General features: G+C 60.4%; 16 protein-coding genes. 12 read left to right on the plus strand and 4 right to left on the minus strand.

Translation table 11 applies throughout. The features are described from left to right. Window positions 1-133: 133 nt before the first annotated feature. The 7 genes from MD273_RS11670 (at window position 134) to MD273_RS11700 (ending at window position 10632) form a co-directional block, all read left to right on the plus strand. Window positions 134-1546, plus strand: a complete 1413-nt coding sequence (locus tag MD273_RS11670) for a sigma 54-interacting transcriptional regulator (RefSeq protein WP_239038477.1) — start codon at window positions 134-136, stop codon at window positions 1544-1546. Window positions 1547-1874: 328 nt separating this feature from the next. Then, window positions 1875-2927: a TRAP transporter substrate-binding protein gene (locus MD273_RS11675; RefSeq protein WP_239037967.1), complete on the plus strand. Its 1053-nt coding sequence runs from the start codon at window positions 1875-1877 to the stop codon at window positions 2925-2927. 116 nt (window positions 2928-3043) lie between these two features. Beyond that, window positions 3044-3682: a TRAP transporter small permease subunit gene (locus tag MD273_RS11680; protein ID WP_239037968.1), complete on the plus strand. Its 639-nt coding sequence runs from the start codon at window positions 3044-3046 to the stop codon at window positions 3680-3682. Then, a complete protein-coding gene (locus tag MD273_RS11685; protein ID WP_239037969.1) occupies window positions 3682-5046 on the plus strand; it encodes a TRAP transporter large permease in 1365 nt (454 codons plus the stop codon). Before MD273_RS11680 ends, MD273_RS11685 begins: the two co-directional genes overlap by 1 nt. Window positions 5047-5059: 13 nt before the next feature. Then, window positions 5060-5839 carry a 3-hydroxybutyrate dehydrogenase gene (locus MD273_RS11690; RefSeq protein WP_239037970.1) on the plus strand — a complete coding sequence of 260 codons (780 nt, stop codon included), beginning with the start codon at window positions 5060-5062 and terminating at the stop codon, window positions 5837-5839. A gap of 16 nt (window positions 5840-5855) precedes the next feature. Next, on the plus strand, window positions 5856-7847 hold the full coding sequence (locus MD273_RS11695; RefSeq protein WP_239037971.1) for an acetoacetate--CoA ligase: 1992 nt from the start codon (window positions 5856-5858) through the stop codon (window positions 7845-7847). 541 nt (window positions 7848-8388) lie between these two features. Then, window positions 8389-10632 carry an NADP-dependent isocitrate dehydrogenase gene (locus MD273_RS11700; protein WP_239037972.1) on the plus strand — a complete coding sequence of 748 codons (2244 nt, stop codon included), beginning with the start codon at window positions 8389-8391 and terminating at the stop codon, window positions 10630-10632. Between the two features lie 91 nt (window positions 10633-10723). On the opposite strand, the gene MD273_RS11705 is transcribed toward MD273_RS11700, so the two are convergent. Both MD273_RS11705 and ybaK read right to left on the minus strand, forming a co-directional pair. Then, complete coding sequence (locus tag MD273_RS11705; protein ID WP_239037973.1) at window positions 10724-11917, minus strand: cation:proton antiporter; 1194 nt, start codon at window positions 11915-11917, stop codon at window positions 10724-10726. Window positions 11918-11920: 3 nt separating this feature from the next. Further along, window positions 11921-12391, minus strand: a complete 471-nt coding sequence (ybaK, locus tag MD273_RS11710) for a Cys-tRNA(Pro) deacylase (RefSeq protein ID WP_239037974.1) — start codon at window positions 12389-12391, stop codon at window positions 11921-11923. A 108-nt stretch (window positions 12392-12499) separates the two neighbouring features. Between ybaK and MD273_RS11715 the strand changes: the two genes are divergently transcribed. Next, window positions 12500-13738 carry a sensor domain-containing diguanylate cyclase gene (locus tag MD273_RS11715; protein WP_239037975.1) on the plus strand — a complete coding sequence of 413 codons (1239 nt, stop codon included), beginning with the start codon at window positions 12500-12502 and terminating at the stop codon, window positions 13736-13738. 104 nt (window positions 13739-13842) lie between these two features. Beyond that, on the plus strand, window positions 13843-15129 hold the full coding sequence (locus MD273_RS11720; protein WP_239037976.1) for a serine hydrolase domain-containing protein: 1287 nt from the start codon (window positions 13843-13845) through the stop codon (window positions 15127-15129). Here the strand turns inward: MD273_RS11720 and MD273_RS11725 are convergent, their stop codons facing one another. Beyond that, window positions 15130-15474, minus strand: coding sequence for a hypothetical protein (locus tag MD273_RS11725; RefSeq protein WP_239037977.1), 345 nt, complete (start codon window positions 15472-15474; stop codon window positions 15130-15132). A gap of 226 nt (window positions 15475-15700) precedes the next feature. Between MD273_RS11725 and MD273_RS11730 the strand changes: the two genes are divergently transcribed. Continuing rightward, window positions 15701-15949, plus strand: coding sequence for a hypothetical protein (locus MD273_RS11730; RefSeq protein WP_239037978.1), 249 nt, complete (start codon window positions 15701-15703; stop codon window positions 15947-15949). A gap of 7 nt (window positions 15950-15956) precedes the next feature. On the opposite strand, the gene MD273_RS11735 is transcribed toward MD273_RS11730, so the two are convergent. After that, window positions 15957-16985: a hypothetical protein gene (locus MD273_RS11735; RefSeq protein ID WP_239037979.1), complete on the minus strand. Its 1029-nt coding sequence runs from the start codon at window positions 16983-16985 to the stop codon at window positions 15957-15959. A 74-nt stretch (window positions 16986-17059) separates the two neighbouring features. On the opposite strand from MD273_RS11735, the gene MD273_RS11740 reads away from it, so the two are divergent. Together MD273_RS11740 and MD273_RS11745 are read left to right on the plus strand one after the other, a co-directional pair. Then, window positions 17060-20677: a response regulator gene (locus MD273_RS11740; protein WP_239037980.1), complete on the plus strand. Its 3618-nt coding sequence runs from the start codon at window positions 17060-17062 to the stop codon at window positions 20675-20677. Next, entirely contained in the window at window positions 20674-21231 is a 558-nt protein-coding gene (locus MD273_RS11745; protein WP_239037981.1) for a hypothetical protein, read from the plus strand. Before MD273_RS11740 ends, MD273_RS11745 begins: the two co-directional genes overlap by 4 nt. Window positions 21232-21266: the final 35 nt, after the last annotated feature.

The raw sequence follows: 21266 nt of genomic DNA on the forward strand, positions 1-21266 counted from the left end.
GCCCCGGCCCGGTGCCGGGGCTTCCTCGTTTGCCCCCTCGTCAGAGGGGCCATATACTCTCGTCACAGTGTCCGGATTTCCGGATACAGGGGTTGATTCCATGCACGATCTCCGGAGCGACGGCGCAGGTTATATGACGCAGTTATTTGGCGAAAAGAATCGGAACGGACTGACGCGTGATCTGATTGAAGCGCTGTTTCCGATGTTCGAGGAGGCCAGCGCCGGTGCTATTGCCGTGGATCGGGATGCCCGGATCACCTGGATCAACCACAGTTACTCGCAGTTGCTCGGTCTCAACGATCCGTCGGATGCCATCGGTCATCCGGTCAAGAAGGTCATACCCCACACCCGCATGCCGGAAGTTGTTGAAACCGGTAAGCCATTGCTCCTGGATATCATGGAACATCAGCAGCAACAGCTGGTGGTGACCCGGCTTCCCTATTACGACGATAACGGCGATATTGTCGGTGCGATCGCCTTTGTGCTGTATGACGATCTTCAGCCCCTGACGCCTCTGGTCAGCAAATACCGCCGTCTGCACCAGGATCTGGCGGCAGCCCGCAAGGCCCTGGCGAAAAAGGTCCGGGGTACCCGCTACAGCCTGGGTGACTTTGTCGGTGCCAGCCCGGCAGCGCTCGAGGTCAAGCGCCGTGCACGCCTGGCCGCCGGACGTGAAATGCCGGTGCTGCTGCTGGGCGAGACCGGAACCGGCAAGGAGGTCCTGGCCCAGGCGATTCACTCGGTGTCCGGGCGGGCCGACAAGCCTTTTGTTGGTGTCAACGTCGCGGCCATTCCGGATAATCTGCTCGAAGCCGAGTTCTTCGGCGTCGCGCCCGGTGCCTACACCGGCGCCGACCGGCGCACCCGCGAGGGCAAGTTCCAGCTGGCCAACGGCGGAACGCTGTTCCTGGATGAAGTCGGCGATATGCCGCTGTCGTTGCAGGCCAAGCTCCTGCGTGCGCTCCAGGAGGGCGAGATCGAGCCGCTGGGGTCCAACAAGGTCACACCGGTGGATGTTCGGGTTATTGCCGCCACCAGTCGTAACCTGGAGGCGATGATTGCCGAGGGTAGTTTCCGGTCCGACCTCTACTACCGCCTGAATGTCCTCGAAATCCCCATTCCTCCCCTGCGCGAACGGATGGCTGATCTTGGTGTTCTGTGCGAGGCCTTGCTGGAAGAAATCTGCCTGGGGTTGGAATTGCGGGGCGAGATCAATGACGCGGGTGTTTCAGCCCTGGGCAGCTATGACTGGCCGGGTAACATCCGTGAACTCCGGAACGTGCTGGAGCGGGCCCTGACCATGAGCGAGGAAGGCGGTGTGCTGGATGCCGACGCCATTTTCAGGGTGCTGCCGCGTAACGGGTCCCGCCCGCTGGCCATTCAGGCGCCGAGATCGGTGCGGCCCCTGGCGCAGACGATTGCCAACGCCGAGGCTCAGGCCATCGAGGAGGCGCTGGTAGCAACCCGAGGCAACAGGAGCCGGGCGGCCAAGCTGCTGGGTATTTCCCGGTCCGTGCTGTACGAAAAGCTCGCCAAGATGTCCTGATTTCAGGACAAGTGTCCCGAACACCGTACAAGTACGTACGACCAGAGTCTAGGTGTGTCCTGATTCCCGGACAAACACAGTGTCCGACCAACATGCTTTTCTCCATTATCCTTTTGAAATAACTAGAAAAAAATTCAGTGGCACGATGTCTGCTTCTACTGACCGTGCAGGACGTCAGAACAACGCAGAAAACAAGATTGGCGTAAACCTGTTGGACCCAAACCCCCCGTTTTTCCTGCTTTCTGCGTTGTCTGACCTACACTCAGATGTACCCGCCCGCGATTGTGCGGCGGTCCTATACAAGAACAATGCTCTAGGAGACTCATCGATGAAACTTTTCAAGGCCCTCACCGGTATTGCCGGTGCGATCGCGCTTACCACCGGAACCGCTGTCGCCGACGATCTGCGTTGGAAGATGCCCGTTGCTTTCGCCACCAACCTTCCTGGCCTGGGGTCACCAGCTGCCTGGGTCGCCGATAATCTGACCACCGCTTCCGATGGCAGTATCCAGGTTCGTGTCTACGAGCCGGGCAAGCTGGTTCCGCCCTTCGATATCCTTCAGTCCGTTTCCGACGGCAAAGTGTCTGCCGGTTACACCTGGATCGGTTACGACCAGGGCAAAGTACCTGCGATTCCCCTGTTTGCCGCTGTGCCCTTCGGTATGAAGCCCTGGGCCTACATTGGCTGGTACTACTACGGCGGCGGTCATGAAATGCTGCAGGAAACCTATGCCAACAAGGGCTTCAACGTTCATGCACAGCTGTGCGGCATCATCGGGCCTGAAACAGCGGGTTGGTATGCCGAGCCGATCGAATCCCTGGAAGACTATAAAGGCCTGAAGATTCGCTTTGCCGGTCTGGGTGGCAAGGTGCTCGAGAAGCTGGGCGCTTCCGTCACCATGATGCCCGGCGGCGAGCTGTACCAGGCGCTGGAGAAAGGCACCATTGATGCCACTGAATTCTCCATGCCTGCCATCGACCAGATCCTGGGCTTCAATCAGGTGGTCAAGTACAACCTGTTCCCGGGCTGGCACCAGCAGTTCACGGCGCAGTACATGTTGATCAACCAGGATGAGTGGGATCGTGCCACTGAAGCGCAGAAGGCTCTGGTTGAGGCGTCCTGCACCGCGGCAACTACTCGCGGCCTGGCTGAGGGCGAGTACAAGAACGGCAAGGTTCTGGCCGAGTTCCAGGACAAGGGCGTTCAGGCCGACCAGATTCCTCGCGACGTCCTGCTCAAGCTGAAGGACGTGACCCAGCAGGTACTTGAGGAAGAAGCAGCCAAGGATGCCGACTTCAAGCGCGTCTATGAAAGCCAGCAGGAGTTCATGGAAACCTACAAGGTCTGGGATACCCGCGCCTATGTTCCGGCGGACCTGTAAGGTTCGGGGCTGACCCTGAGCACCGGGAGTGCTTCCGGTGCTCTCTGATCGAGTCTGGATGGCCCTGCGGGGCCATCCTTGTTTCACGGCAGGCTTTCTGAACGAGGAACTGTTGTATGGCAGTGTCTGATAAAGGCTCACCGCCCGATGTACACCCATCGGCGTCGGACGCCGGTCAATTTATTCATCATCACACCGAGTTCCCGACCACCCGGCTGAGCGAGGTCTTGGACGGTGTGATTTCTGCGATAGGCAAGAGTGCTTCCTGGCTCTGGTTTGTGGTCACCGGCGTGATCATCTATGCAGTGGTGGGTCGCTACGCCTTTGGCCAAGGTTCGGTAACTCTTGAAGAAGTCCAGTGGCATCTGGCCGGCGCAGGCTGGTTGCTGGGGCTGGGCTATACCCTGGTAACCGATGATCATGTCCGGGTCGATGTCATCCATGAACGCCTGTCGCTGAAAGGCCAGGCCTGGATTGAACTGTTCGGCCTGGTGCTCCTGTTGTTGCCGTTTCTTGTGCTGGCGGTCTACGAAATGATCCCCTACGCCATCAGTTCCTGGGAACAGGGTGAGACCAGCCAGGCCCCCGCCGGGCTTCCGTATCGCTGGATTCTCAAGGGCGTCCTGGCACTGTCTTTTGTGCTTCTGATTATCGCTGCCCTGTCCCGTCTGCTGAAAGTCACCGCCCTGCTTTTCGGCTTTCCGAAGCCAATCCGGATCGAATCCGGGGATAACAAGAAAGAGGATGTGTCCTGATGGAGCTTGAAACCCTTTTTGTAATCGGCATGTTCCTCACGTTCGGGGCGCTGTTGATGACCGGTTATCCGGTCGCGTGGGTGTTGGGTGGCACCGCGGTTATCTGGACCGTCATTGGCGTAGTCGCTGTTGAAAACTTTGGTGCCAACCTGTGGTTCGACTACTCCTCCTCCATGGGGCTTGTACCCGAGCGGATATGGAAGGTGGTAAGCAGCGAGACCCTTGTTGCCCTGCCCATGTTTATCTTCATGGGCATCATGCTTGACCAGTCCGGTGTGGCCGAGCGCCTCATGAACAGCATGGTCAAACTGTTTGGCGCCGTTCGCGGCGGTTACGCAGTCACAGTGATCGTCATCGGCGTGCTGCTGGCCGCAACCACCGGTATTATCGGCGCATCCGTTGTGCTCCTGGGCATGCTGTCCCTGCCCGTGATGATGGAGAACAAGTACGACAAGGGGTTTGCCGTGGGTACTGCCTGTGCCACCGGAACCCTCGGCATTCTGATTCCCCCGTCCATTATGCTGGTGCTGATGGCCGACCGGCTGGCAGTCCCTGAAGCCTCGGTGGGCGACCTGTTTATGGGGGCGTTCTTTCCGGGGTTGATGCTGGGCGCCCTGTACGTGGCTTACGCCATGATCCGTCCCATGCTCCAGCCAAAGATTGCGCCCGTTCCGGAAGGTGTCGAGAAAGTGACCTGGGGCATCGTCTGGGAAGTGGCGAAGGCCGTTGTACCGACGGCCGCGCTGATTCTGGGTGTGCTGGGCTCCATCTTCGCCGGCATCGCAACGCCAACGGAAGCGTCCGGTGTTGGCGCACTGGGTGCTCTGCTGCTGGCCCTGATGTCCGGTCGACTGAACCTGAACGTGCTCAATTCCTCCATGCAGCAGACCACCCGAACGGCTGCATTTATCTTTGCCATCTTCCTCGGCGCAACCGCGTTCTCGGTGGTACTGCGGGGTCTGGGGGGCGACCAGGTGATCGAAGACGCCCTGTTGGGGCTGCCTTTCGGACCCTACGGTGTGGTTCTCACCATCCTGTTTGCAGTTTTCCTGCTCGGCTTCTTCCTGGACTGGGTGGAGATCACCCTGATCATCCTGCCCCTGGTGGCCCCGGTTGTGCAGAGCCTTGGCTTTGATCTGGTGTGGTTCACCATTTTGTTTGCCATGTGTTTGCAGACGTCGTTCCTGACGCCGCCGGTCGGATTCGCCCTGTTCTACATCAAGGGGGTGGCGCCGCCGGAGATCAAGGTAACCGACATTTATCGTGGCGTTGTGCCGTTCATCATTATTCAGCTGGCAGCCCTGGCGATCGTGTTCCTGGTCCCGGAGATTGCGACCTGGTTGCCGAGCGTGGCTTACGACTAAGGAGAAAACAACAATGCGTCTGGAAAACCGGATTGCCCTGATTACCGGTGCCGGCCGGGGTATCGGCCGAGCTATCGCGGAAGCTTATGGTCGAGAAGGTGCCAAAGTCGCCGTGGCAGACCTGACACTGGAAACTGCGCAGGAAACGGTAACCGCCATTGAGCAGGCCGGAGGCACGGCCATCGCGCTTGAGATGGATGTAACCAACGAGGATGCAGTTGACGTAAACGTCAATTATGTGGTTAAACAGTGGGGTGGTCTGGATATCGCTATTGCGAACGCCGGCATCCAGCACATCGACCCGGTGCACAAGCTTGCTTATTCCGATTGGAGCAAAGTCATGAATGTGCATCTCGATGGCGCGTTCCTGGTGACCCGAGCGGCACTCAAGCACATGTATGAAAGCGGCGGTGGCACCATGCTGTACATGGGATCGGTGCACTCGCTGGAAGCCTCCCCTCTGAAGGCGCCCTATGTGGCGGCCAAGCACGGGATGCTGGGGCTGTGCCGGGCGGTGGCGAAGGAGGGTGCCGAGCACGGGGTGCGAAGCAACATCATCTGCCCCGGGTTTGTACGCACGCCCCTGGTGGACAAACAGATTCCGGAACAGGCCAAAGAGCTGGGCATTTCCGAAGAGGAAGTGATCAGCAAAGTCATGTTGAAAAACACTGTGGACGGGGAATTCACCACCCTGGAAGACGTGGCAGAACTGGCCGTTCACCTGGCTGCCTTCCCGTCCGCTGCTCTGACCGGCCAGTCCATCGTGGTCAGTCACGGCTGGCATATGCAGTAAGACTCAGGAGAGACGGATGAGCAATCAAGAACAATCACCGGTAGTCTGGTCTCCCACGGAAGCCACCCTGACTCAATCCCGCATGGGCCAATTCAAGGCCTGGCTGGAGGAGCAGGGCTTCGGCCCGTTTGCCGACTACCATGCCCTGCACCAATGGTCTATCAGTGACCTCGATACCTTCTGGCAGAAGGTGTGGGATTACTGCGGTCTGGTCTGTGATACCCCCGCGGACAAGGTGCTGGGCAACCGGGAAATGCCCGGCGCAGAGTGGTTCCCGGGCATGAAGCTGAACTTTGCCGCCAACCTGCTGCGGCTGGCGGACGGCGACCACGCCGACAGAGAGGCTGTGGTCGCCTACTGCGAAACCCGCCCGGTGTTGCGCAAGACCTACGCCGAACTGAAAGCTGATGCCGGGGCCCTCGAGGCTTTCCTGCGCAGCAAGGGGATCGGTCAGGGTGATCGCGTCGCGGGCGTCGTTACCAATGGCTACGAAGCCATGGTAGGGATGCTCGCAGCCACCAGCATGGGTGCCATCTGGAGCTCCGCGTCACCGGACTTCGGCATCGGTGCCATCAACGACCGATTCGGGCAGATCGAACCCTCGGCGCTGATTGTGGTGAACGGTTACGGCTACGGCGGCAAGGTATTCGCCCGCCAGGATGATTTCGCCGAGTTGATCGCCGGCCTGCCGTCCCTCAAGACCGTCGTCAGTATCCCGCAGCTGCCGGGCGAAGCCCCCATTCCTGGCGAGCTGGTCACCACCTGGGACGACGCCCTCGCTGTCGGCACGGGGCAGGCCCCGTCCTTCACCCCGATGGACCCGGACCACCCGGTCTACATCCTCTACTCCTCCGGCACCACCGGCAAACCCAAGTGCATCGTCCACGGCACTGCCGGCCTGTTGGTGAACCACGCCAAGGAGCTGATGCTGCATGGCGACGTTGGCCCCGACGACCGCTTCCTGTACTTCACCACCTGCGGCTGGATGATGTGGAACTGGCAGGCCTCCGCCCTGCTGACCGGTGCTGCGGTGATTACCGTGGATGGCTCCCCCGGTTACCCCAGCCTCAATTTCCTGTGGGATACCGTGGCAGAAGAAAAGGTCACCCACTTCGGTACCAGCGCCCGCTTTATCGCCGGCTGCCGCAAGGCCGAACTCCAGCCCGCGAAAACCCTGGACCAGAACGCACTGCGCGTGGTGTTCTCCACCGGTTCTCCGCTGTTGCCGGAGGACTACGACTGGATGTACACCGACGGCGCCCCGAACGCGCTGCTCGGCTCCATCGCCGGTGGTACCGACATCTGCGGCTGCTTCGTCGGCTCCACCCCGTTGCTCCCGGTACGCCGGGGTGAAATCCAGTGCCGCTTCCTCGGTGTCGATGCCGTTGCCTACGGCGATGACGGCAGACCGGTGAGCGAAGGCCGTGGCGAACTGGTGTGCCGCCAACCTCTGCCGTCCATGCCCGTGTGCTTCTGGGATGACCCCGAGGGCGAACGCTACCGCGATGCCTACTTCAACACCTTCCCCGGCGTCTGGGCCCACGGCGACTTCATCGAATTCACCGAACACGGTGGCGCCATCATCTACGGCCGCTCCGATGCCACCCTCAACCCGGGAGGCGTGCGCATCGGCACCGCGGAAATCTACCGTCAGGTGGAGACCATTCCCGAGGTCAAGGACAGCCTCGTGGTCGGTCGCCAGATCGAAGGCGACGTGGAAGTCGTGCTGCTGGTCGTCCCTGCCGAAGGCCAGGAAGTCACTGATGACCTGAAAAAACAGCTCAAAACCCGCATCCGCGAAGGCGCCAGCCCCCGGCACGTGCCCAGGCACATCGTCCAGGTGCCGGACATCCCCTACACCCGTAGCGGCAAGAAAGTGGAGCTGGCGGTGGCGCGACTGATCAATGGATCGAAGAAGGCAGATAACCGGGACGCCCTGGGCAATCCGGAAGCCTTGGACCAGATCCGGGAGCGGCTCCAGCAAGCAAACCTATTGCCGGAAGGTTAGGACCCCGCAATGGTCTGGCCTGACGTATTGTTGACAATATTGGTCTGGAATACGCTGTGTCAGGCCTTGGTTTGCGGTGATAACTGAGTAGTCTGAAGAGCGGTGGTGTGGCCGCCTCCCAAAACTGTGCGGAGCCTTGGGTGGAGCGCGCTAGCGCTTCACGGGCAGGCCAAGGACGGCCTGCCCAGGACCCTCAGCGCGACGCAGGAGCAATTAGCGCTGAGGGGCGGAGCCCAAGCGCCCCATGGACGGGCTTGAGCGGGTTTTGGGAGGCGGTCACACCACCGCGATACTCCCAAACCAGAAAAATCATAATGTTAGAAAATTTCGTAAATTCCCGCCATTTCATCGTCCTGTAACCGAAGATCAGGCAATTTTAGTCCGTTCTTATACTAAGATCGTAACCAAAAATTACGAAAAAATGATATCTTAGTAGGTCTATCAAAAGTTCCGAAATCAGTCATGGCACAGGCCGGACGTCCAAAAGACGCCTGACCCTGCAATGACCGTCCTGAACCCACCCAATAGCCTGAGGACGAAAATGACATCATCCAAAGCCAAGATTGTCTACACACTGACCGACGAGGCCCCCGCCCTCGCAACCCGGTCACTGCTTCCCATCCTGGAAACCTTCGCCAAGCCGGCTGGTATCGACTTCGAGACCAGCGATATTTCTCTTGCGGCGCGTATTCTGGCGGCATTCCCGGATTACCTCGAGGAAGACCAGCGGGTTCCGGATGCCCTGGCTGAATTGGGTGAGTACACCAAGGATCCGGACGCCAACATCATCAAGCTGCCGAACATCTCGGCGTCCATCCCCCAGCTGCGTGCAGCGATCAAGGAGCTGAACGAGCAGGGCTACAAGGTGCCCGAGTACAAGGAACATCCGGAAACCGACGAAGAGAAGGAAATCCACGCCCGTTACAGCAAGGTGCTGGGCAGCGCGGTAAACCCGGTACTGCGTGAAGGCAACTCCGACCGTCGTGCCCCGACCGCCGTCAAGGCCTTCGCCCGCAAGCATCCGCACTCCATGGGTGAGTGGAGCGCTGCTTCCCGGACTCACGTGGCGCACATGCGCGGTGGTGATTTCTACTCCAGCGAGCAGTCCGTGACCCTGGACAAGGCCACCAACGCCCGCATCGTGTTCGAGAACAAGAAGGGCGAGCAGACCGTGCTGAAGTCCGACCTGCCGCTGCAGGAAGGCGAAGTGCTCGACGGCATGTTCATGAGCAAGAAGGCCCTGGTCAAGTTCTTCGAGGATGCCATCGAAGACTGCGAGAAGACCGGCGTCATGTTCTCCCTGCACGTGAAAGCCACCATGATGAAAATCTCCCACCCGATCGTGTTCGGTCACGCGGTGAAGGTTTTCTACAAGGACCTGTTCGACAAGTACGGTGAGCTGTTCGACGAGATCGGCGTGAACCCGAACAACGGTCTCTCCAGCGTGGTCGAGAAGATCAAGCAGCTGCCGGAATCCAAGCAGGAAGAAATCCAGGAAGACCTGCATGCGTGCTACGAGCACCGTCCGGAAATCGCCATGGTGGACTCGGTGAAAGGCATCACCAACCTGCACGTTCCAAGTGACGTGATCGTTGACGCCTCCATGCCGGCGATGATCCGCAACTCCGGCAAGATGTGGGCGCGCGACAACAAGCTCAAGGACACCAAGGCAGTCATGCCGGAGTCCACCTACGCCACCATCTACCAGGAAGTGATCAACTTCTGTAAGACCCACGGTGCCTTCGATCCGACCACCATGGGTACTGTCCCCAACGTCGGTCTGATGGCCCAGAAGGCCGAGGAGTATGGCTCCCACGACAAGACCTTCGAAATCAAGGAAGACGGCATCGTTCGTGTTGTGGCGGAAGATGGTACCGTTCTGACCGAGCACAACGTCGAGCAGGGTGACATCTGGCGCGCCTGCCAGACCAAGGACCTGCCGATCCGTGACTGGGTCAAGCTGGCGGTCAGCCGTGCCCGTGCCACCGGCATGCCGGCGGTGTTCTGGCTGGACGATGAGCGTGCCCACGACGCCCAGCTGATCAAGAAGGTTGAGACCTACCTGAAGGAACACGATACCGAAGGTCTGGACATCCGCATCATGTCTCCGGTCCGCGCCATCCGCTGGACCATGGAGCGCCTGATCCGCGGTCTGGATACCATCTCCGTGACCGGTAACGTCCTGCGTGACTACCTCACCGACCTGTTCCCGATCCTGGAGCTGGGCACCAGTGCCAAGATGCTGTCCATCGTACCGCTGCTCAACGGCGGTGGCCTGTACGAGACCGGTGCCGGCGGTTCCGCGCCGAAGCACGTACAGCAGCTGATCCAGGAAAACCACCTGCGCTGGGATTCCCTGGGTGAGTTCCTGGCAACGGCCGTGTCCCTCGATGAGCTGGGTGAAAAGCAGCACAACGAGCGTGCCCGTCTGCTGGGTCAGACGCTGGACAAAGCCACCGAGCGCCTGCTGGAGAACAACCAGTCCCCGTCCCGCGTGACTGGCGAGCTGGATAACCGCGGTTCCCACTTCCACCTGGCCCGCTACTGGGCGGAAGAACTGTCCAAACAGGATGAGGACAAGGAACTGAAAGAGTTCTTTGCCAAGCTCTCCAGCCAGCTGGAAGAGAACAAGGACAAGATCCTGGAAGAGATGACCGTGGTTCAGGGCCACCCGGCGGATATCGGTGGTTACTACCACCCGCCGATGGAGAAGGTCTGCGAGGTGATGCAGCCGAGCGCAACCCTCAACAAGATCCTCGAGGATGCCCGTGCATCGGTGAAGTGATCCCTCTGGAACCTGGCCGGAGCCCTGCTCCGGCCAACTGAGATCAAACCCGGGCAGCCTTGGGCTGTTCCGGGTTTTTTATTGCCTTCCGTCAGTCCGCGTCCGGTTCCTCCTGGTAGCCCTTGCCGGTTTCACCTGCGCGTCGCAGGTTGTGCATCGTGACCGGTGGGCCCAGCACTTCGAACAGGACAGTCGTTCCAATCACCAGTGGCAACAGGTAAGTCAGTTCCGGCATCCGATCCGTTGCTACCAGCGCCAGACCCATCGCAACGCCCGCCTGGGGCAGCAGGCAGGCACCATTACGCAACCGGATTTCGGGTTCGGAACCGGCCAGCAGGCCCCCGGTATATCCTCCCAGTATCCGCCCGGCAATCCGGGCGCCGATGTAGACCGCACCCAGCAGACCGAGTGTCGGTAATACCGACCAATCCAGACCAAAACCCGCGAGGAAGAAGAACATGGCCAGAAACGGCTCGGCAATACCCTCGATGGACCGGAAAGGCCGGATATGATGTCGGGCGGCATTGGCAACTGTCACGCCAAGGGCCATACAGGTCAGCAGATAGGAGACTTCCAGCGCTCCGGCGATCCCTGCAGCCAGGAAAACGAAGCCCGCCGACTCCAGCAGCATGGGTTCACCGGGTTTGAGACGGCCGGTCATCCAGGCCATGGGCATGCCCAGTAGCACCCCCAGGATAAGAGCACCGGCGACCTCGGTAACGCCGTGAACCATGGTTTCTGCTACCGTGGCGCCATTACCGGCCAACAGCTCGGCAAATACCAGCAGGATACTGAACAGGATGGCGCCCCAGGCATCGTCGATAGCAACCACCTGGGCGACCACCCGGGTCAGTGGCCCCCGGGCTTCGGTTTCCTTGATAACGTCCAGTGTCGCTGCCGGATCGGTGGCGGTGGCGATGGCGGCCAGAAGCAGGGACGCCGGGAGGTTGTGGGTGACCGCCCAGGTTGCGAGGAAGATCACCAATGCGGTGACCAGCGTCACCGACAGGCTGATAATGATGGCCTGACGCCCCTGGCGCAGGTCACGGAAAGACATGCGTTCGCCGAGCAGAAAACCGACAATCGCCAGGGTCAGCTCGGTAACCAGGCCGAAATTCTCGCTGGCTCGCGCAGGCACGATGTCCAGCAACTGTGGGCCCGCCAGCGCCCCCAGCATCAGAAGCAGTGTGACCCGGGGCACATGCAGTCTTTGACCGATGGTATGCGCCCCCAGTGCCAGCAGCATGATACCGCCGATGAAGAGCAGGTCCATTGCGTGGGACACGTGTTACTCCTGCTGCAACGGGGTGAAATCTGCTCCGGTCAACCTGGCGAGGTCCTCTGGTGCCAGTTCAATCTCCAGGCCCCGGCGACCGGCACTGACATAGATGGTATCGAAGTTGCGGGCGGACTGGTCAATAAAGGTCGTCAGCCGCCGCTTCTGGCCCAGGGGGCTGACACCACCCAGGACATAGCCGGTGGCCCGTTGGACCGCCTGTTTGTCAGCCATGGTAGCCTTCTTGCCCCCGGCAGCCCTGGCAATCAGTTTCATACTGAGCATGGCCGTGACCGGGAGGACACCGACGACCAGTTCGCGGTTGTCCACGGACGCCACCAGGGTCTTGAATACCCGGGCCGGATCAGCGCCGGTCTTCTCCGCGGCCTCGGTGCCGTAGCTCTCACTGGCGGGATCATGGTCGTATTCGTGAATCCGGTGTGGGACCCTGGCCTTTCTGGCCACGTTGATTCCGGGGGTCATGGTTTCTCCTGATCGGCTTGGCACGGGCCTGGCATTATGCTCGACTTCCGGGTGTGGTACGGCTATTTTCGTAAACATCCAGCATCATTATCTGATAACAGGGTATCCATGGCTTCATCCGGTGTCGACAAGCAGCGGAACAGGCGATTGTCCGATCACCGGGGGCCCGCCCGCCGGGCCCTTTGGGCAGCTGCGATCTATATCGCGGTCGGGCTGGTTTGGATCGTCTTCTCGGACCGATTGGTGGAGGCCTGGTTTGCCGACCCCGGAACGCTGTCCCGGCTGCAGACCTGGAAAGGCCTGCTGTTCGTGGTGGTCACCGGTGCCGTTCTGTTTTTAGCCACACTCCGGCAGTTTCACAAGGATCGCAAGCTACTCGACCTTCAGTATAACCAGCGTCAGGCACTGCGCAGGCGTGAACGCCAGCTGTCGGTGCTGATGGACAACCTGCCCGGCATGGCCTATCGATGCCGGTTCGATGAGCACTGGACCATGCTGTTCGTATCCCAGGGTTGCGAGCGACTGACCGGTTATCTGCCGGGAGATCTGGTCCGCAATGCCCGGATCAGTTTTGCCGAACTGATTGCCGACCCCCAAAGTGGCCAGAAGGTGATGGAGGAGGTCCGTACCGCGGTCGGGAACCGTGAGCCGTTCTCCATCGAATACCCGCTGATCCGGAAGGATGGCCGGCAGATCTGGGTCTGGGAACGTGGTCGCGGGGTCGAGGATGATGACGGAGAAATGCTGCTCGAAGGGATCATCCTGGACATTTCCGACCGCAAGGCGCTGGAGGATGAACTGGAGGAGCTGGCTACCCGCGACCCCCTGACGGGGCTCTATAACCGGCGGGAAAGTTCCCGGCTGCTGGAGGAGGAGCTGGAGCGGGCGCGTCGCTATAATCGCCCCCTGGCCCTTCTGTGGGTTGATTTCGACCACTTCAAGGAAATCAACGACACCCATGGCCACGCTGCCGGTGACTCGGTGCTCAAGTCGGTCAGCCAATTGCTGGAGGACAGCGTCCGGAGCGTTGATTCTGTGGGCCGGTTCGGCGGTGAGGAGTTCGTCATCATCCTGCCGGAAATGGCGGTCCGGGAAGCCCACGAAACCGCCGAGCGTCTCCGCCAACGGGTCAGTGGTCAGCGCTATCCCCTGGATGGGGGCGCACCGGTTCCCATGACCATCAGCGTCGGTGTGGCGGTCTATCCGGATCATGGGGCCGATGCGGCCATGCTCTGTGCGGCAGCTGATCGGGCCATGTATGAGGCCAAGCGCCGCGGCCGGAACTGTGTCGTCATGGCGCCGGACGCCGATGCGGATCATAATGAACAGAGAGGCGCCGGCGGCTGAGTGCAACCAGTGACGCGCTCCCGGTTCAACTTGGGCCAATGCCCCCGTCCGCCCGACTGTCCACACTACAATAAAAAAACGCCCAGGATGCCAGAGTACCAGCCATGATCCCTATTGCCCGTCGAGCCCTGAATACATCGTTGATTCCCAAAGACCTGAGTTCTGTGACCTGCACGGACGCCGCCGGGGAACACCCGGATGCAGCGGGTATCAGCCGGGACACCGTCGAGGCCGTCTGGCAGAGCGTGGAGGCGCTGTACCGTACGGGGGTCCATCCGGGTATCCAGGTTTCGGTCCGGCATCGGGGGCACCAGGTTCTGCACCGGGCCATCGGTCATGCCAGTGGCAACGGTCCCCACGACCGCCCCGATGAGGTTCGGGTGCCGATGACGACCGATACCCCGGTCTGTTATTTCTCGGCCTCGAAGGCGGTGACAGCGCTGCTGATGCACATGTTGTCGGAGCAGGGTCTGGTGAACCTGATGGATCCGGTGTCCTACTACTGCCCGGAATTTGCCCGTCGAGGCAAGCGGACCATTACCGTGCACCAGATTCTGTCCCACCGGGGCGGTATTCCTGCCATTCCACGGGAGACGCCGATCGAAGTGCTTTGGGATCGGGACGAGATATGGCGAATCCTGTGCCAGGCCCGACCGGTGGAGGTGGACGGCGCAAAAGTTGCCTACCATGCGATTACCGGCGGTTTCGTGTTGCAGAGGGTCCTGGAAAAGGTCACCGGCGATACGATCGAGAACTATCTGGACAAGCATCTGCGTAAGCCGATGGGCATGAAATGGTTCACCTATGGTATTGCGCCGGAACATCTCAGTGACCTGGCCGTCAATTATGCCACCGGACCGACGCCCCACTTCCCGGTTTCCTGGGTAGTGCGCCGGGCCCTGGGTGGCGACATCGGAACAGTGGAGTCGGTGACCAATGATCCGCGCTTCCAGGAAGCGGTGATTCCGGCGGGGAACCTGTGCGGTACCGCCGAGGAAATGGGGCGTTTCTTCCAGATGATGCTCAACGGCGGCCTTTGGAATGGCCGCAGGGTCTGCAGTGAGATCACAGTGAAGCGTGCGATCCAGCAGTTCGGGTCGTTGCAGATAGACCGTACCATGCTGGTTCCGATGCGATTCAGTGCCGGCATGATGCTGGGCGGCAATCCGGTGGGTCTGTGGGGGCCGAACAGCCGTTATGCCTTCGGCCACATCGGACTGATCAACAAGCTGTGCTGGGCAGATCCGGCCCGGGATATTTCCGTCAGCCTGCTCAACACCGGACTGCCCATTGTTGCGCACCACCTGCCGGCACTGGCGAAGTTCGTATATACCGTCTGCCGGCAGTTCCCGCTGATTCCGGAGACCCAGCGGCCTTTGGTGGCCGCCTGATTACAGGGTCTGTACCTGCGCTTCCAGAATGCCCAGCACCGATGACAGGAGGTCCCGGAAATCGGTCAGCGTCTGGGTGCGCTGGATAACGTCCTCGCGCATTTCGTCAAGCCGCTCCAGCTTGGGCACCAGCCGCCGCATCCCTTCGGTGATGACTTCGTAGGGGTAGTGGTGATCCTGGGTATTCAGTTTGTTGATCTCCGCAATCTCCTGGCTAAGAACGCTGATGATGTCGTACAGCATGTCTTTGTGCTGGATCGTCCCGGCTTCCCAGTAGGCGTCGTCCAGAAGCTCCAGCAGGGACTGGTATTCGCGCAGTGTGTCGGCAATGGTGGTCTGGGTCATGGCGTACTCGATTGATCACGGGCCGGAATTGGCCGATTCGGGGGTTTGCTGCTAAAAGGAACTATAGCAGGGGATCCGTCGTGTTAAGAGCTGGCCGGCGTGGTTCTGCCGTCCGGACATGGTAAAAGTGAAACTGTATTCATTTTTATTGCAGGCGACCGGATAAAGCGGCAAACTCCCGCTAAAGGAAGAAGGATCATTCATGACTCAACGGACGAGGTCGAATATGGACAAGCCTGCTCCCCCCGAAAAACCCATCCGCCGGGCTGTAAAACTGGACCATCACGATAGCGTCCGCAGCCATGTGCACGAGCGCATAAGCTCGGAAGTCGAACATCTGGAGCGCCGGATTGCCAGCCTGCGTCTCAGCCGGGCACCCCACGCGGCCATTCTGATCTCGACCTACGAGCGGTTGCTTGATCGCAAGAAGGGCTTCCTGCAAAGCTGGAACCTGAAAGACGGTGGCCCCCGTTGAGCACCAGTCAGCCGCGCAGCCCTGTGTCCACCGTCTGATAGCTGTTGGTTGCGGCGTCCTGGTTGAGGCAGTAATCGGGGTTGGCCATGAGCTCACCGGGATTGTCGGGGTCTTCCACACGCGGGGGCTGATCCAGTGAGGTAAACACCTCGACACGCTTCTCCGGGTAATGCATCCGTATCTTCAGGCAATCCACCGTTTCGCCGGCAAACCCGAATTCGGGACCACCCGTGGTGCCCTGGTTGGTGCCAAGGTAAGTGCCGTCGATGTTGATGGTGTCCGTGTTCAGACCGTCATACTCGCGGACAAACGCCATTTCTCTCTCGCCCGCGATCACAATACTGCCTTCGCTGTGCAGCCGGGCCTGGTCGTTGTAACCGGTGGTCTGGAAATCCCGAGGCAGAAACTCGGTGCCCAGGGTTGCGCTGGGCCGGGTGCTGCCCTCCGGGAAGGTGCCCGAGGAAGCCCAGGTCAGCACCCGGGTCACCCGGTTGGAGGTGTCCGGGGTATATACCCATTTGACGATGGGATAACGCCACTCGTAATCCGCCACCGGCTGGCCCTCGTCGAACGCACCCTGGTCGGTGAAGCGGACAGATACACCGTTTGTGGTGTTGCTGTACTCGCCGGCTTCACCGGCGTCGATTCGGGCGCTGATGTATTGGCGGGCTTCCACGAAGTTTGCAATCTCGTTCTCGCCGATGACCCGGCGCATCAGATCCAGGGGGTTACGCACCGAGGTGATCGCCGGAGGCGTGGCGTCGCTGTAGACGATGGCCAGAAAGGCCGACAGCTGCCGGCGGATGTCACGGGCCATGGCGCTGGCGTCGGCGTCGTTTGATGAGGCCGGTTCGATCGCCAGGGAGAGGTCATGGAACAGGGTCGTGGCAGTCTGTTCAGTGAGGGTGAAACTGGAGAAGACGGGGTCCACATTGGTGGCCGGGTTGAGGGCTGAGGGACCGGTATCCTCAAGGCCACAGCCGCCAAGGTTCACCAAGGCGAGGGAAACAGCAGCGAAAATGCAGGAATGTCTCATTTCAACAGGCCCTGAGATGCGTTTCGGATCATTTACGGCTAAAGTGGTTACGCGCGGGGCCCGCTTCGGCCCGAATGCTGACAATAAAACATAACACCGGCATCTGCCCTCGCGGAGATCACATTTTGCAGCAACGGCTCCCAAACCTGCTTTCGGCCTCGCCCCTGCTGGCATTGGTGCTGCTGGCGCTGGTTTTGCTGCCGTCGAAGGCGCCGGCGGAAGAGTTTTGTCGCGACGGCAAGCTGGTTCTCGACCGTAACACCACCAGCATCCGGAACCTGGGCAGCTGTGTCTCCTATCTCGAAGACCCGGAGCAATCACTGACCTTCCGGGAAGTCCGGGAGCTGCAGCCCGGGGCCTTCATCCGCCATGAGGGCGGTGTGCTCAATTTCGGTTATACCGAATCCGCCTACTGGACTCGCATGGAGCTCGAGCCCCGGTCCGGTGCGGCCCGGACCGATTGGATCCTTGAACTGGCGTTACCCCTGGTGGATCAGGTTAACCTGTTCCTGGTGCGTAACGGTGAACTGGTGGAGCAACGCCAGGCCGGTTACACGGACAACTGGCAGGAACGGGACCTGGCGGTCCCTAACCCGACCTTTCGCCTGAAGCTGGCGCCGGACACCGTCAGTACGGTGTACATGCGGATTACCAACACCAATACTTTCCGTCTGCCCATCAGTCTCTGGCATCCGGACAGTTATATCGAGAAGGTGTCCGTCGACGAGGCGGTCCGGGGTGTTCTGCTTGGGGCAGTGCTGGCGATTCTGGCCTACAACCTGTTCGTGGCCGTGTCGGTCCGTGAACGTAGCAACGTCTATTACGTTCTGTACCTGGTGTCGGCGACCATATTCATCTTCACCGAGCAAGTCCACGGCGTGCAGCTGCTGGACAGCCGCCCGGCCCTGTTCAACAAGGAATACCTGCACTTCCAGATTGTCCTGACCTGGTTCTGGGGGCTGCTGATGGCCCGCTCGTTGCTGGAAACCCGGGAACGCTCACGGGACCTCGACCAGGTCGTCCGCCTGTGCCTGTATTCGGTCGGGGCCACCTTTGTACTCTGTTTCTTCCTGCCCTACCACGTGGCCATGGAATGGATCGTGCTCGGTTCCATTCTGCTCAGTTTCATCATGATCGTCGTCAGTTACCTTTCCTGGCGTTACTACAATCCGGCGGCCCGGTCCTATTTCTTTGCCTGGACCCTGGCCCTGATCGGGTTCGGGATTTATGCCATGACGGTCATGGGCTACCTGCCGCTCAATACCTTCACGGCCTATTCCCCCCAGTTTGGCCTTACCGCCCAGATTATCCTGTTTTCCTTTGCCCTGGCGGACCGGATCAAGCAGGTGCAGGGCGAAGCCCTTGGCTGGAGTCAGCGGGCCCTGGCCAACCTCCGGCGCTACCAGTCGCTGTTCGATAACGCGGTGGAGGGGGTGTTCCAGATGTCCCTGGATCGGCAGTTTGTGACTGCCAATCCGGCCATGGCCACGATGCTTGGCTACAACAGCAGCCGGGAACTGCTGAGGCGCAATCCGGACGTGCTGGAAACCTGTATTGCCGATGACCGGCTCCGGCGCCTGGTGGTGGAGCAGTTGGAGGCGCGGGGCACCGTGAAGGGTATTGAAGCCCGTTACCTCACCCGGGACGGGGAAGAACGCTGGGCCACAATTTCCCTGCACACCGCCTATGATCCTGACGGTGAGCCCACGCATCTCGAAGGCACTTGCATCGATGTGACCGAAAGTCGCCAGCGCCAGCGGATTGAGCGGGAGCGGGAGCAGGAACGGCTGGAGAAGGAACTGGCACGCAACTCCGCCGAAGCCAAGAGCCAGTTCCTGGCCAACATGAGCCACGAAATCCGCACACCGCTGGCGGCAATCATCGGTTACGGCGAGACCTTGCTGGATCCTGACCTGACCGACACGGAGAAAAAGAGCAGTGCCGAGACCGTGGTGCGCAGTGGCCGTCACCTGCTGGATCTGGTCAACGACATCCTCGATCATTCAAAGATTGATGCCAACAAGCTGGATGTGGATGTGATTCCCGTCAACCTGCCCGAGTTGCTGGCTGAGATCCGCGCCTTCTTTACTCCCCGTGCCCGGGAGAAAGGGTTGGATTTTTCCATCATCTGCGAGTTTCCACTGCCTGAGCAGATCCGGACGGATCCCACACGTTTCCGGCAGATAATCATTAATCTGTGCGGAAACGCCCTTAAATTTACGGAAAAAGGGTCAATCTCCCTGAATATACGCTGTGACCGGGAAGCCGGGATGTTGATGGCCCGGGTGGTCGACACGGGGATTGGCATGAAGCCGGAACAGTTGCGCCGGTTATTCGATCCCTTCGCCCAGGGCAGCTCTGCCATTTCCCGGCAATACGGCGGTACGGGCCTGGGTTTGAGCATTTCACGGCGGCTGGCGGAACTGCTTGGCGGAGATATAACGGTCGCCAGCACCTACGGCGAGGGCAGTGAATTCGAGCTGACAATCCGGACCGGCCCGCTGGACCAGGTCCATTTCCTCCGGGACGCCTCCGAACTTAGTCAGCGCCGGCGCGGGATTGCCAGGGTGGCTGCGCCCCGGCTCACCGGGCGAATTCTTTGTGCCGAGGACAACGAGGTTAACCGTCGCCTGGTGTCACTGCTGGTCTCGCGTACCGGTGCAGAGCTGGTGCATGTGGTCAATGGTGCCGAGGCCCTGGAACTGGCGATCCGGGAGCCGTTTGACCTGATCCTGATGGATATCCAGATGCCGGTCATGAATGGCCGGGATGCCACGGCGGCTCTCCGGGAGGCGGGAGTGAACACGCCCGTGATTGCCCTGACTGCCAATGTCATGGCCGAGGATATTGCCGATTACCACCGGGCTGGCTGTAACGAACATCTGGCCAAGCCCATCGACAAGCAGCGTTTCTACGAGGTGCTGGCACGTTACCTGGTGGTTCGACAGGATGCGATGCCGGACCGGCGCCGGGGTTATCAGGGGCGGGTTCTGGTCGCGGAGGACAACGAGGAGAACCGGCAGCTGGTGGAGCGCATGCTGCGACGGCTGGGGCTGGAGGTTATTGCAGTCAGTGCCGGAGACCAGGCGGTGCGCACGGCGCTGTCCGACACGGTACACCTGGTGCTGATGGACCGGCACATGCCCGGGCTGGATGGTGTGGCCGCAACACAGTTGCTCCGTCAGGCCGGATTCCGGCGCCCGGTCATTGCCTTCACTGCCGGTGATCAACGGGAAACCGATGCCCTGCTTGAAGCTGGCTGCGACGGGGTGTTGAATAAACCGATAGACCAGTCCCGACTGGAAACCCTGTTGTCGCGCTATCTCACCAGCGCCGGTGGTGAGACTCCGGAATCGGCCGAGGACCGGGAAATTGATGAGCTCGTGGCCCGCTTCCTCGAGGGCCTGACACAGCGGAAACAGACCATGGCCGAAGCGCTGGCCCGCCGTCAGGCCAGTGTCCTGCGCACAGAAGCTCACCAGATCAAGGGCACGGCAGGCGCGATGGGGTACCCTGCCATGACCCGACAGGCCGGGATCCTCGAGGCCTTGTTGAAGGGCGAGGATGAGCCGGACTGGGACCGGGTTCGCAGTGAGCTGGCGGTACTCGATGAAATGATAGACCGTGCCCCTGCGGCTGCGACCACATCAGCCTGCGTATCTGATAACAATGAAAACAGGAAAATGCCATGACAGACAGGTCACCCCAACGCAGTGAACAATATTCCCTGAGCATGATGTACGGCACCTACGCCGATATCCTGTTTGTGCTCTTCCCTTTTCTGGTGATCGGCATGCAACGGCTCTGGGACGGGCGCCTGTACGACACCCTCATGCAGGCAGACCTGAGTATTGCCGCTGCGATTCTGGCAGGCCTCGCAATCGGCAAATTTGTGCTGGGATTGGTCACCAACCGGGAGTTGGGGCGCTACAAGGAGCGGATTGTCTTCTTCATTGCCCTGACCCTGTTCGTGGTGCTTGGCCCGGCCATCATCCTGATGCTGAGCATCGTCGGTCATGAAGAGGTTCCGGGATTTGTTGCCTTTGTGCAGCCGGTCCTGCTGATCATCGCCATTTCGCTGTACACCACAGCGGTGAGCATCAGCAACCTCCTGACCCGGTTCGGTACCGAAGCATTGGCGGTGGAGCAGGAAGATGGCAAGCTGGCGGGAGGGGCAGAGCAGGATGGGCGGCCCCGGCCGGCACCCCTGGACCTGCCCCGTCGGACCGGCGGTGACCGGCTGTAATCGGGGGCATTCGAGATGCGGAACAGCCAAGGAAT

The organism is Marinobacter sp. C7 (assembly GCF_022343555.1).
Classification (GTDB): domain Bacteria; phylum Pseudomonadota; class Gammaproteobacteria; order Pseudomonadales; family Oleiphilaceae; genus Marinobacter.